This is a genomic window from Nocardia sp. NPDC051832, assembly GCF_040681285.1.
GTDB lineage: Bacteria > Actinomycetota > Actinomycetes > Mycobacteriales > Mycobacteriaceae > Nocardia.
This window is the reverse complement of sequence record NZ_JBFAYL010000001.1, coordinates 1115360-1128042: the sequence shown is the minus strand read 5'-3', so window position 1 is coordinate 1128042 and position 12683 is coordinate 1115360. Positions and strand designations below refer to the sequence as shown.

At 66.3% G+C, this 12683-nt stretch carries 10 protein-coding genes; 6 read left to right on the top strand and 4 right to left on the bottom strand.

The genetic code is table 11. From position 1 onward, the window contains the following. Positions 1-115 precede the first annotated feature (115 nt). Positions 116-367, top strand: a complete 252-nt coding sequence (locus AB0M14_RS04940; RefSeq protein WP_364991436.1) for a hypothetical protein — start codon at positions 116-118, stop codon at positions 365-367. Here AB0M14_RS04940 and AB0M14_RS04935 read toward each other — a convergent pair. Continuing rightward, a complete protein-coding gene (locus tag AB0M14_RS04935; RefSeq protein ID WP_364988877.1) occupies positions 357-2630 on the bottom strand; it encodes an MMPL family transporter in 2274 nt (757 codons plus the stop codon). The two genes, AB0M14_RS04940 and AB0M14_RS04935, sit on opposite strands and share 11 nt — an antisense overlap. Before the next feature lie 189 nt (positions 2631-2819). Further along, positions 2820-5159 carry an MMPL family transporter gene (locus AB0M14_RS04930; protein WP_364988875.1) on the bottom strand — a complete coding sequence of 780 codons (2340 nt, stop codon included), beginning with the start codon at positions 5157-5159 and terminating at the stop codon, positions 2820-2822. A 208-nt stretch (positions 5160-5367) separates the two neighbouring features. Between AB0M14_RS04930 and AB0M14_RS04925 the strand changes: the two genes are divergently transcribed. The 5 genes from AB0M14_RS04925 to tgt all read left to right on the top strand — a co-directional run bounded on the left by AB0M14_RS04925 (position 5368) and on the right by tgt (position 11542). Further along, positions 5368-5961, top strand: a complete 594-nt coding sequence (locus AB0M14_RS04925; protein ID WP_364988873.1) for a TetR/AcrR family transcriptional regulator — start codon at positions 5368-5370, stop codon at positions 5959-5961. 49 nt (positions 5962-6010) lie between these two features. Next, positions 6011-6490 carry an Rrf2 family transcriptional regulator gene (locus AB0M14_RS04920; RefSeq protein WP_364988871.1) on the top strand — a complete coding sequence of 160 codons (480 nt, stop codon included), beginning with the start codon at positions 6011-6013 and terminating at the stop codon, positions 6488-6490. A gap of 72 nt (positions 6491-6562) precedes the next feature. After that, positions 6563-8296 (top strand): ABC transporter ATP-binding protein, encoded by a 1734-nt coding sequence (locus tag AB0M14_RS04915; RefSeq protein ID WP_364988869.1) that lies wholly within the window; start codon positions 6563-6565, stop codon positions 8294-8296. Beyond that, complete coding sequence (locus AB0M14_RS04910) at positions 8293-10254, top strand: ABC transporter ATP-binding protein (RefSeq protein WP_364988867.1); 1962 nt, start codon at positions 8293-8295, stop codon at positions 10252-10254. The genes AB0M14_RS04915 and AB0M14_RS04910 overlap by 4 nt, the downstream gene beginning before the upstream one ends. Before the next feature lie 28 nt (positions 10255-10282). Beyond that, positions 10283-11542 carry a tRNA guanosine(34) transglycosylase Tgt gene (tgt, locus tag AB0M14_RS04905; RefSeq protein ID WP_364988864.1) on the top strand — a complete coding sequence of 420 codons (1260 nt, stop codon included), beginning with the start codon at positions 10283-10285 and terminating at the stop codon, positions 11540-11542. Here the strand turns inward: tgt and AB0M14_RS04900 are convergent. Continuing rightward, the gene (locus AB0M14_RS04900) at positions 11526-11831 is read right to left on the bottom strand and encodes a chorismate mutase (protein WP_364988862.1); all 306 of its coding nucleotides are present in this window, start codon (positions 11829-11831) and stop codon (positions 11526-11528) included. The two genes, tgt and AB0M14_RS04900, sit on opposite strands and share 17 nt — an antisense overlap. A 43-nt stretch (positions 11832-11874) precedes the next feature. Next, positions 11875-12648, bottom strand: a complete 774-nt coding sequence (locus tag AB0M14_RS04895) for a queuosine precursor transporter (RefSeq protein WP_364988859.1) — start codon at positions 12646-12648, stop codon at positions 11875-11877. Positions 12649-12683 lie beyond the last annotated feature (35 nt).

The window sequence follows — 12683 nt, the reverse complement described above, 5'->3', positions numbered from 1 at the left end:
CCTGCGGATCGCGCCCGGCTACCGTTATCGGTAGCCGGGCGTTTGCTATCTGCCGATAAGCACCGGTCAGTCACTGGTCCGCGCGTACCGTTGAGGGCGAAGGGATGCGATAACCATGCGCGAACGTGCTGCTTATGGGCGACCGGATCGTGAGCACGGCCTGCCCTCCCGGATAGCAAGCGTCCTGATCATGGCCTGGCTGGCCATCGGACTGTTTGCCGCAGTTCAGCGCGGCTATTTCACGAACGGTCCGATCACCTGTGGCGGGTTCGCCACGATCGCCCTCACCGCCGCCGCCGGCCCGCTCAACTACACGGGAGTGAACCCGAAGGTCGGGCAGTGCACGTTGCCGCAGCCTAGTGAGTGACAGCTTGCCGTTGCAGCTCACGGAGTTTGCTGCCCTCGATATCGATGTTCAGCACGATCCGATCCAGCCACTTCGGCATCCACCAGGCCCACTTGCCCAGCAGTACCAGCAGCGACGGAATCAGCACCATGCGGACCAGGAACGCGTCCAGCAGCACGCCGACCGCCAGTGCGAAGCCCATCGACTTTGCCGTGGCGTCGGTCTCCAGCAGGAACGAGCCGAAGACCGAGATCATGATGATCGCGGCCGCGGTGACCACGCGGGCGCCGTGGTGGTAGCCGTTGATCACCGCCTCGGTCGGCGACTTCCCGTGCACGTACTCCTCGCGCATCCGCGTCATCAGGAACACCTGGTAGTCCATGGCGAGACCGAACACCAAACCGATCAACATGATCGGCAGGAAGCTGACGATCGCGTGCGGATCCTTGATCAGGCCGAACTTGCCGTCCTGGAAGATCAGCACGGTCGCGCCGAAGGTGGCCGCCATCGACAGCAGGAAGCCCAGCGCCGCCGTCAACGGCACCAGCACCGAGCGGAACACGCCGATCAGCAGCAGGAACGCCGCACCGGCCACGATCGCCAGGTAGGGCACGATCTTGCTGAGCAGCACGTGGTCGATATCGGCATAGATCGCGGTGGTGCCGGTGATGCCGTACTCCATGCCGTACTCGGATTTCAGCTGCGCCTCGGCGTCGCGGGCTTCCGCGACCAGGTCCTTGGTCGCCTTGGCGTTGGGCCCGTCGTCGGGCACGCCCTCGATCAGCGCGCCGCTGCCGTCCTCGCTCATCGTCGGCTCGGTCACGTAATCCATGTCCGGGTAGGACGCGAGCTTGTCGTGCAACGCGGTGAGCGCGGCTTCGCGGCGCTCGGCGGGCACATTGCTCAGGTCTACCGCCACTTGGAGAACGCCGTTGCTGCCCGCTCCGAAGCCTTCGGTGCGCAGGTCGTAGGCCTTACGGACGGTGGAGGTCTTGGGCATGCTGTCCTCGCCGGGCAGGCCGAGATTCAGGCCCGCGGCGGGCGCGGCGAGCAGACCCAGGATCAGCACGCTGAGCCCGAGCGTCACCCAGGGCGCCCGGGCGATCAGCCGGGCGACGCGGGTGCCGACGCTGACGACGCTGTCGTCCTCCGGATCGTCCTGGGCGATGAAGGGCAGCTTCGGCTTGAACAGGAACCGCCCGAACGCGCCGAGCAGCGCCGGCATCAGCGTGATCGCGGTGAGCACCGCGAACGCCGCCGCGACCGCGCCGCCCAGACCCATGAAGGTCAGGAACCGGACCCCGACGATGCTGAGTCCGACCAGCGCGATGATCACCGTGAGACCGGCGAACACCACCGCCGACCCGGCCGTGCCGAGCGCGGTGCCCGAAGCCTCCTCCGGCGAATCCTGTACGGCCAGTTCGTGTTTGTAGCGCGAGACGATGAACAGCGCGTAGTCGATGGACAGCGCGATGCCGATCATCGAGGCCAGGAAGGTGGTGAAGCTGGGCACCGACAGCACCGAGGTGCCGAGGAAGATCAGCGAGGTGGCGGCGCCGAGGCCGATGATGGCGGTGATGATCGGCACGAACGCGGCCACGATCGCGCCGAACGCGATGATCATGACCAGGAACGCGACACCCATACCGATCATCTCGGACTTGCCGCTCGGCATCTCCTGTTCCATCGCGATGCTGCCGCTCATCTCGACCGTCAGCCCGGCGGCCCGTGCCGCGTCACCCGCGGCGTAGGCGGCCTCGCGGTCCTCGGCGGTGACCTTGGCGAAGTCGGTGATGGTGAACGGGACACTGAAGAAGGCGACCGTGTCCGGGGCGGTCTTGTTCAGCACGTTCAGCGGCGCGCCGCTGCACTTGGCCGGATCGGCGTCGGGGACCAGGCAGCCCAGCTTCTCGGTCGCGGCGATCGGATCGACGATCGGCTTGGCGTGGTCGACGATGCTCAGCGCCTCGACCTTGCCGATCAGCTCCTCGAGCGCGGCCTGGTTGGCGGGGTCGGTGAGCTTCTGGCCCGCGGGCGCGCCGACCACATAGGTGCCGGTGACGGCGTCGAACTTGAAACCTTCGGACATGCCCGGGAAGTGCTTGTCGAGGATATTGGTGGCCCGCTCCGAGGGCAGGTTGGGCATGCTGAAGTCGTCGGTCATCGGTTTCTTCAGCCCGCTGCCGAGCGCGCCGAGAACCACGAACAGCAGCAGCCAGACCGGTAGCACCAGCCATTTGCGTCTGAAGGCGAACTTTCCCCACCGATATAGCAGTACGGACACGGGTTCTCCTCGCGGTGATCGGATCGAGCTTGACCGAGCCTTGACCGAGCTGAAGAACTGAACCTGTTGCTGAGTCTGCTGTGCACCGCGCACAAGATCAAGAACTGACGGCACGTAGTTATGAAGGGGAAACGCACTCGGCCCCGCACCTCACTGAGGTGCAGGGCCGAGCGTCGGTTTCCGGCGGGATCAGCTCACGCCGACCGGCTCCTTCTTCAGTTCGACGGACTTCTGCTGCAGGCCCTGCAGCTTGGCGCCTTCCACATCGATATCCGGCAGGATCCGGTCCAGCCACTTCGGGATCCACCAGGACCACTTACCCATCAGCACCAGCAGCGACGGGATCAGCACCATGCGGACGAGGAACGCGTCGAACAGCACGCCCGCCGCGAGCGCGAAGCCCATCGACTTCGCCGTCGCGTCCGGCATCAGCAGGAAGCCGCCGAACACCGAGATCATGATGACCGCGGCCGCGGTGACCACCCGAGCGCCGTGGTGGTAGCCGCTGATCATGGCGTCCTTGGCGGACTTGCCGTGCACGAATTCCTCGCGCATGCGGGTCACCAGGAACACCTGGTAATCCATGGCCAGACCGAAGACCAAGCCGATCAGCATGATCGGCAGGAAGCTGATGATCGGCTGCGGATCCGCGATCAACCCGAACGCGCCCTCCTGGAAGATGAGCACGGTCGCGCCGAAGGTGGCCGCCATGGACAGCAGGAACCCGAGCGCCGCGGTGAGCGGTACCAGGATCGAGCGGAACACCAGGATCAGCAGCAAGAACGCGGCGCCGGCCACGATGGCCAGGTACGGCACGATCTTGCCGAGCAGCACGTTGTCGACGTCGGCGTAGATCGCGGTTACACCGGTGACGCCGTACTCCATGCCGTACTCGGACTGGAACGCGCCCTCGGCGTCCCGGGCATGCTTGACCAGGTCCTTGGTGACCTGCTCGTTCGGGCCCGTTTTCGGCACGCCGTTGAACATCGCGCCCGCGCCGTCGGCGCTGGACATGGTCGCGGTGAGGTAGTCCATGTCCGGGTAGGACGCGATCTTCTCCCGCAACGCGGTGAGCGCCGGTTCCCGTTGCGCGGCGGGGACATCGCTGAGGTCGACCGCGATCATCAGCAGGCCGTTGCTGCCTTCGCCGAAGCCCTCGGTGCGGATGTCGTACGCCTTGCGGACGGTGGTGTCCTTGGACATGCTGCCCTCGCCCGGCAGACCGAGATTCATCCCGGCCGCGGGTGCGGCCAGCGCGCCGAGCACGACGACGCTCAAAATGAAGGTGACCAGCGGCATCTTGCCGATGACGCGAGCGAACCGGGTGCCGTTGGTGACCGAGCTGTCGTCCTCCGGGTCGTGCTTGGCGACGAAGGGCACCTTCGGTTTGAACAGGAACCGTCCGAAGGCGCCCATGAGCGCCGGCAGGAAGGTGATCGCGGTGAGCACCGCGAAGGCGGCGGCGATCGCGCCACCGAGACCCATGAACGTCAGGAACTGCACGCCGACGATGCTCAGCCCGGTCAGCGCGATGATGACGGTGAGGCCGGCGAACACGACCGCCGAGCCCGCGGTGCCCAGGGCGATGCCCGCGGCTTCCTCGGGCGAATCCTGCACGACCAGTTCGTGTTTGTAGCGGGAGACGATGAACAGCGCGTAGTCGATGGACAGCGCGATGCCGATCATCGTCGCCAGAATCGGCGTGAAGGTGGGGATGGTCAGGAACGAGGTGCCGAGCAGGATGGTCGAGGTCGCCAGGCCCAGGCCGACGATCGCGGTGATCAGCGGCACGAACGCGGCGATCAGCGCGCCGAACGCGATGATCATGACGAGGAAGGCGACGCCGAAGCCGATCGCCTCCGACGAGGCGCTGGGCTGCTCCTGCTCGAGCGGCAGCGAGCCGCTCATCTCGACGGTGAGCCCGGCGTTGCGGGCCGCGTCGGCGACGTTGTAGGCGAGCTTCCGGTCCTCCGGGGTGACGTCGGCGATCGTCGACATCTTGAACGGAACCTCGAGCACCGCGACCGTGTCGGGCTGCGTGCCCAGCACATTCAACGGCGCACCGGCGCAGTAGGACTTGGCGTCGGGGCTGGAGCGGTCGACAGCCACACAGTCGATCTTCTGCTCCGGGCCGATCGGCATGTTCTCGGCCACCGTGATCGGGTTGACCAGCGGCTTGCTCTCATTGCCGGAATCGACGATCGGCAGCTCGCGCAGCTTGGCGATCAGGTCGTCGACGGCGGTCTTGTTGGCCGGATCGGTGAGCTTCTGGCCCTCCGGCGCCTTGATCACATAGGTGCCGAGGACGGCATCCATGCTGAACTGCGCCGACATGCCGGGAAAGTGCTTGTCCAGGATCTCGGTGGCCCGCTCGGACGGCAGGTTCGGCATCGAGAAGTCGTCGTTCATCGGCTTGCTGATGGCGCCTGCGACGCCGCCCACCACGATCAGGAGGACCAGCCAGACGGGAAGCACGATCCATTTCCGGCGGAAAGCGAACTTTCCCCATCTATAGAGAAATACGGACACGAGTGATACTCCTAAGCGAAAGACTCTGGGACGTGCTGAGTTCCGGGGCGCGTAGACAGCACTCGCGGGGGCCCCTGCATGGCCCTCGCCTCCATTGACGCTTTCTGCCTACCGTGCGGTAGGTAGACTACCGAGAGGCTAAGCGGAGGGACAACCTCTATTTTCAGTGGCAAGGTTAGCGCGGCGTAATAGGTAGGACGGGACAACGATGGGCACTCCGGCGGCGGCAGAATCCGTTTCCGCAGGTAGCGGGACCAAGGCGGCAATTCGGGACGCCGCGGTGAAGCTTTTCGGCAGCAAAGGATTCGAGCAGACCAGCCTGCGCGAGGTCGCCGATGCGGTAGGAATCACAAAGGCCTCGCTGTACTATCACTACCCCTCGAAGCTGGATCTGCTGATCGCGATCGTGAATCCGATCGTCGAGCACATGCGCGCCGTGGCCGAGGACATCAAGACCGTGCCGCACAGCGCCGAGGGCGTGCGGACCGTGCTGCGCACCTACATCGGCGGCTTGCTGCACAACCGCGACGCCGGCGCCCTGTGCGTGCGCGACACCGTCGCCATCCTCAACGCCATGGCCGGCCGCTACCCGGACATGTTCGAATTCAGTCGGCAGCTGGGGGATTGGCTGGCCGGCCCGGACCCCACCCCGGAACAGAAGCTGCGGGCCAGCGCCGCGCTGCAAGTGCTGGAGGTGGCGTTGTTCTCCATCGAGGTCGCACCCGAAGCCGACGAGGCGCTCATCGAAACCACGCTGCTGGACGCGTCCACCTGTGTACTGACCGCCTGCGGCACGCGCTAGCCCAGTAGATTTCCTAGCGAACACCGGAGCATCGAGCAGGGAGCAGGCAGTGCACATCACCGCGAAGGTCGACTACGCGGTGCGAACCCTGCTCGAAATCGCTCGCGCCCCCCAACCCACCGCGCTCAAGGCCGACGCCATCGCCACCGCGCAGCAGATCCCGCCGAAGGTGCTCGAAACCGTGCTCGGCGAACTGCGCCGGGCCGGCCTGGTGATCAGCCGGCGCGGACCCGATGGCGGATACTGGCTGGCCCGGCCCGCCGCCGACATCTCCATCGCCGATGTGATCCGCGCGGTCGAGGGCCCGCTGGCCTCGGTGCGCGGCGAACGGCCCGAGGACGTGCGCTACGACGGCGTGGCCGAACCGCTGCGGCAGGTCTGGGTCGCGGTGCGGGTGAATCTGCGCGCGGTGCTGGAGAACGTCTCGATCGGCGAGATCGCCGAGGACCAGCTGCCGGAATTCGTCGGGGCGCTGATCGCCGATCCCGGCGCCTGGGCCCGGCGGGAGCCGCACGTCCAGCCCAGCTGACCGCTCCGGATTCATGCCCGCCGCGAAACCTCGCGACGGGGGTCCGCACCAGCCGGTAGCCTGCCTAACATCATGTTGATCCGACTGCTCCGCACCTATCTCGCCCCGTATCGCGCCCAGCTGGCCGGGGTCGTTGTGCTTCAGCTGATCTCGGTCATCGCGATGCTGTACCTGCCCAGCCTGAACGCCGACCTGATCGACAACGGCGTCACCAAGGGCGATATCGGCTACATCTGGAACACCGGCCTGTGGATGCTCGCGGTGACCGGCGTGCAGATCGTCGCCTCCGCCTGCTCGGTGTATCTGGGCGCGCAGGCCGCGATGGCCGCGGGCCGCGATATGCGCGGGGCGCTGCTGCATCGGGTCGGCACCTTCTCCGCGCGCGAGGTCGGCCTGTTCGGCGCGCCGTCGCTGATCACCCGCAATACCAATGACATTCAGCAGGTGCAGCTGCTCATCGTGATGTCGGCGACCATCCTGGTGATGGCGCCGATCATGTGCTTCGGCGGCATTTTCATGGCGCTGCGCGAAGACTTCGGGCTGTCCTGGCTGCTGCTGATCGCGGTGCCCGCGCTGGGCATATCGATGGGCCTGATCGTGGCCCGCATGGTGCCCGGCTTCCGGGACATGCAGCATCGCATCGACGAGGTGAACCGGGTGCTGCGCGAGCAGATCACCGGTATCCGCGTGGTCCGCGCGTTCGTCCGGGAACGGCAGGAGACCTGGCGTTTCGGCCTCGCGAACTCGGATCTGACCGATACCTCGCTGCGGGTCGGGCGCCTGATGGCGCTCATGTTCCCGGCGGTGATGCTGATCTCGAACGTGACCGCGGTCGCGGTGATCTGGTTCGGCGGGCATCTCATCGAGGACGGGACGATGCAGATCGGCTCGCTGACGGCGATGCTGTCCTACATCATGCAGATCCTGATGGCGGTCATGATGGCCTCGTTCCTGGCCATGATGGCGCCGCGCGCCGCGGTCTCGGCGGACCGGATCGGTGCGGTGCTCGACACCGAGACCTCGGTGGTGCCGCCGAAGTTCCCGCAGCCCTTCACCGCCGACCCGGCCGCGGTCGATGTGTCCTACGCCGAATTCGCCTACCCCGGCGCGGAGAAGCCGGTGCTGAAGGCGATCAAGTTCGAGGTGCGGCCGGGCACGACCACCGCGATCGTCGGATCCACCGGTGCGGGTAAGACCACGCTGCTCAATCTGATTCCGCGGCTCATCGATGTCACCGACGGCGCGGTGTACGTCGGCGGCGCCGATGTGCGTCATGTCGATCTGGAGCTGCTGCGCGAGCAGATCGGCCTGGTGCCGCAGAAGGCGTACCTGTTCTCCGGGACGGTCGCGAGCAACCTGCGCTACGGCAAACCCGACGCCACCGACGAAGAACTCTGGCGCGCACTGGAAATCGCGCAGGCCGAGGATTTCGTGCGGGACATGCCGAAAGGCCTGGACACCCCGGTCGCCCAGGGCGGCACCACCGTCTCCGGCGGTCAGCGTCAGCGGCTGGCGATCGCGCGGGCGCTGGTCCGGCAACCGCGGATCTACCTGTTCGACGATTCGTTCTCCGCGCTCGACGTCGCCACCGACGCCCGCCTTCGCGACGCCCTGAAGCCAGTGACCAGGGATGCTTCGGTAATCATTGTCGCGCAACGGATTTCCACCATCCGCGACGCGGACCAGATCGTAGTGCTGGAGGACGGGGCGATGGCCGGGATCGGCACGCACGAGCAATTGCTGCGCGACTGTCCCGAATACCAGGAGATCGTCGAATCCCAGCTCAGCGCGGAGGAGGTGCGATGAGGCCCGGAGTCAATCCCGGTGCGCCGGACGCGAAGCCGAAGTCCTTCGGTCCGTCGCTGAAACGGCTGATGCGCCGGCTCACTCCGGAACGCTTCTATGTCGGGCTGATCATCGCGCTCGTCGTCGTCTCGGTGGTGCTGAACACCCTGGGCCCGTACCTGCTCGGCAAGGCGACGAACCTGGTGTTCGACGGCGCGGTCGGCAAGCAGCTGCCCGCGGGCGCCAGCAAAGAAGAGGTGATCGCGCAGCTCCGGGCCAAGGGCGACAACACCTTCGCCGACATGCTCGGCGCCATGGACGTCACGCCCGGCGTCGGCGTCGACTTCGGCGCCGTCGGCCGCGTCCTGATGCTGGTGCTCGTGCTCTACATCGGCGCCTCGGTGTTCGGCTGGCTGCAGGCGTTCCTGCTCAATATCGTCATCAACCGCACGGTGAAGCGCCTGCGCAGCGATATCGAGGAGAAGATCCACCGGCTGCCGCTGCGCTACTTCGACACCTCGCCGCGCGGCGACCTGCTGAGCCGGGTCACCAACGACGTCGACAATGTCTCGACCAGCCTCCAGCAGACCATGAGCCAGCTGCTCACCTCGCTGTTCACGGTGATCGGCATCCTGATCATGATGTTCTGGATCTCGCCGCTGCTGGCGGTGATCGCGCTGCTCACCGTGCCCGCCGCGATCATCATCACCGCGCAGATCGCGAAACGGTCCAAGCCGCACTTCGTGAACCAGTGGAAGTACACCGGTCTGGTCAACGCGCAGGTCGAAGAGGCCTACACCGGGCATGAGGTGGTCACCGCGTTCGGCCGCAGCCGCGAGGTCGGCGAGGAATTCGACAAGCGCAACCAGGAACTCTACGAGTCGAGCTTCAAGGCGCAGTTCATCTCCGGCCTGATCATGCCGTCCATCATGTTCCTCGGGAACGTGAACTTCGTGCTGGTCGCGCTGGTCGGCGGCCTGCGGGTGGCGACCGGCAACCTCTCGCTCGGCGAGGTGCAGGCGTTCATCCAGTACTCCCGGCAGTTCAGCCAGCCGCTGACCCAGATCGGCGCGATGGCCAACCTGCTGCAATCCGGTGTGGCCTCGGCCGAGCGGATCTTCGAGATCCTCGACGCCGAGGAGCAGTCCGCTGACCCGGTCATGGACAGCACCCGCCCGCTGGATCGCGGCCGCGTCGAATTCGAAGGCATCTCCTTCCGATACGACCCGGAAAAGCCCATCATCGAACGACTTTCGCTGGTCGCCGAGCCCGGGCACGTGGTCGCCATCGTCGGCCCGACCGGTGCGGGCAAGACCACGCTGGTGAATCTGCTGATGCGGTTCTACGAACTCGACTCCGGCGCCATCACCATCGACGGCGTCGACATCACCGAGCTCACTCGCGACAATCTGCGCTCCCGCATCGGCATGGTGTTGCAGGACACCTGGCTGTTCAAGGGCACGATCCGGGAGAACATCGCCTACGGCAACCCGAACGCGTCCGAAACCGAGATCATCGAGGCCGCCCGCGCGGCCTATGTCGACCGGTTCGTGCACGCGCTGCCCGACGGCTACGACACCGTCATCGACGAAGAGGGCTCCGGGGTCAGCGCGGGTGAGAAGCAGCTCATCACCATCGCCCGCGCGTTCCTGGCCAAGCCGTCCATCCTGATCTTGGACGAGGCGACCAGCTCGGTCGACACCCGCACCGAACTCCTGGTGCAGCACGCGACCGCGGCCTTGCGCCGCGACCGGACCAGCTTCGTCATCGCGCACCGCCTCTCCACCATTCGCGACGCCGACCTGATCGTCGTCATGGAGGCGGGCCGCATCGTCGAACACGGCAACCACGAACGCCTGCTTCAGGAACGCGGCGCCTACTACCGCCTCTACAACTCGCAATTCGCCGCCGCCCTGACCGACGGCGCCGGCACTCTCGACGACCCCGAAACGGACGCGGTCTCCCTGGGCAAGAGCTGAGCGCGGCGCGGGATTGCCACCTGGGAGGATGTATCCCGTGTCTGACCCCGAACAGTTCTCCTTCCGCATCGATGCCCGGCTCGACGGCGGGCGGCACGGCCGTGCGGGGGTGATCAGCACACCGCACGGCGAGGTCGCGACGCCGGCCTTCATTCCGGTGGGCACCAAGGCGACGGTGAAGGCGGTGCTGCCCGAGACCATGCAGCAGCTCGGGTCGCAGGCGCTGCTCGCCAACGCCTACCACCTGTACCTGCAGCCCGGCCCGGACATCGTGGACGAGGCGGGCGGGCTCGGGAAGTTCATGAACTGGGACGGGCCCACCTTCACCGACAGCGGCGGCTTCCAGGTGATGTCGCTGGGTGTCGGCTTCAAGAAGGTGCTGGCCATGGAGGCCGTCGGCGTGCAGAACGACGACGTGATCGCCAAGGGCAAGGAACGCCTGGCCACCGTCGACGACGACGGCGTCACCTTCCGCTCGCACCTGGACGGTTCCAAGCACCGCTTCACTCCCGAAGTGTCCATGGGCATCCAGCATCAGCTGGGCGCGGACATCATGTTCGCCTTCGACGAGCTCACCACCCTGCTGAATACCCGTGGCTACCAGGAGAAGTCGCTGGAGCGCACCCGGCTCTGGGCCAAGCGCTGCCTGGACGAGCACGAGAAACTGACCGCCGAGCGGGCGCACCGCCCGTACCAGGCGCTGTTCGGCGTGATCCAGGGCGCGCAATACGAGGACCTGCGGCGTTCGGCCTGCCGCGGGTTGGAGGAACTGCGCGGCAGCGGCGGCAGCGGTTTCGACGGGTACGGCATCGGCGGCGCGCTGGAGAAGCACAACCTCGGCACCATCGTGGGCTGGTGCTGCGACGAACTGCCCGAGGGCAAGCCGCGGCACATGCTCGGGATCAGCGAGCCGGAGGACATCTTCACCGCGGTCGAGAACGGCGCGGACACCTTCGACTGCGTGAACCCGTCCCGGGTCGCCCGCAACGCCGCGATCTACGTGGCCGAGGGCCGGTTCAATATCAACACCGCCCGGTTCCGCCGCGATTTCACCCCGATCGACGACACCTGCGACTGCTACACCTGCGCCCACTACAGTCGCGCCTACATCCATCACCTGTTCAAGGCGAAGGAGATGCTGGCCGCGACGCTGTGCACCATCCACAACGAGCGCTACACCGTGCGCCTGGTGGACCGCATCCGCGAGTCGATCCTGGGCGGCTACTTCGACGAGTTCAAGGCCGAGACCCTGGGCATCTGGAAGGGCCGGATCACGACGCCGTCGTAGGCTCGGCCAGTGCGGCGTGTGCAGTCAATTCGAGCTCGATGAACGCCCCGATCATGGCCCGCCACACCGCTTCCGCCACTTCCGGGGCCAGCCCGGCCGTGGCCGCGCGTTCCCGGGCCGAGGCCACTACGCGCGCCACCCGATCGGGGGCGCGCACCGCCTGCTGATCGGTTTTGAAGGTGGCGGCCGTCTCGACCAGCGCCTGACGCTCGGCGAGCAGGCGAATCAGATCACCGTCGAGAGCGTCGATACGAGCACGGACTTCGTCGAGCGATTGCGGAACGGACACGACCGCATACCTTAGCCCCCGCCGGTCCGGCGGGGGCGGCGCTTCAGACGTGCAGCGGATCGGAATCCTTCGGCGCGTAGGTGGGTTCGCGCTTCTTCAGGAAACCGATGACCTGGTAGGTGACCGGCATGACCAGCAGCTCGACCAGCGTCTTCCAGAGGAAGCCGACGATCAGGTAGTTGAGGAACTGCTGCCAGGTCTCGATGCCGATGACGCCGGCGGCGATCGAGCAGAAGATCAGGGTGTCGGCGAATTCACCGACCACGGTGGAGCCGATGAGCCGGGCCCACAGGTGCTTTTCCTTGGTCCGCTCCTTGATCAGCACCAAGGTCGCCGAATTCAGCAGCTGACCCACGAAGTAGCCGAGCAGACCGGCGAGCACGAGCCGCCAGCTGGTGCCGAGCACCGTCCGGAACGCTTCCTGGTGTTCGTAGAAACCGGCGGCGGGCAGGTGGACCGCGATGGTGAAGCAGGCCACCATCAGCACCAGTGCGCCGAAGCCGTAGTAGATGGCGCGGCGGGTGGCGCGGAACCCGTACACCTCGCTGAGCACGTCACCCAGGACGTAGGCCAGCGGGAAGAGGAAGAAGGCGCCGTCGGTGCCGATGGGCAGGATCTGGAACGGGCCGACCGAGAGCGATTCGCCGCCGAAGAACTCCACGCCCTTGCTGGCGCAGACGTTGGAAATAATCAGTGTTGCCGTGAACAGCGCCACGATGGGTGTGTAGTACCCCCGCGCAACCTGGGCGAATGCCGCATGGGTCGGCGCGGGGTGTCCAGACCGGTCGTGTGCTGGGTTTGTCTGTAAGTCACTCACAAGGTTTATACAACCAGGTCTCACATACCCTGTAT

What these genes read in the sequence shown, in the direction of transcription:
- AB0M14_RS04940 (WP_364991436.1), top strand. Translation starts at nt 116, where the DNA reads ATGCGCGAACGTGCTGCTTATGGGCGACCGGATCGTGAGCACGGCCTG.
- AB0M14_RS04925 (WP_364988873.1), top strand. Translation starts at nt 5,368, where the DNA reads ATGGGCACTCCGGCGGCGGCAGAATCCGTTTCCGCAGGTAGCGGGACC.
- AB0M14_RS04915 (WP_364988869.1), top strand. Translation starts at nt 6,563, where the DNA reads ATGTTGATCCGACTGCTCCGCACCTATCTCGCCCCGTATCGCGCCCAG.
- AB0M14_RS04910 (WP_364988867.1), top strand. Translation starts at nt 8,293, where the DNA reads ATGAGGCCCGGAGTCAATCCCGGTGCGCCGGACGCGAAGCCGAAGTCC.
- tgt (WP_364988864.1), top strand. Translation starts at nt 10,283, where the DNA reads ATGTATCCCGTGTCTGACCCCGAACAGTTCTCCTTCCGCATCGATGCC.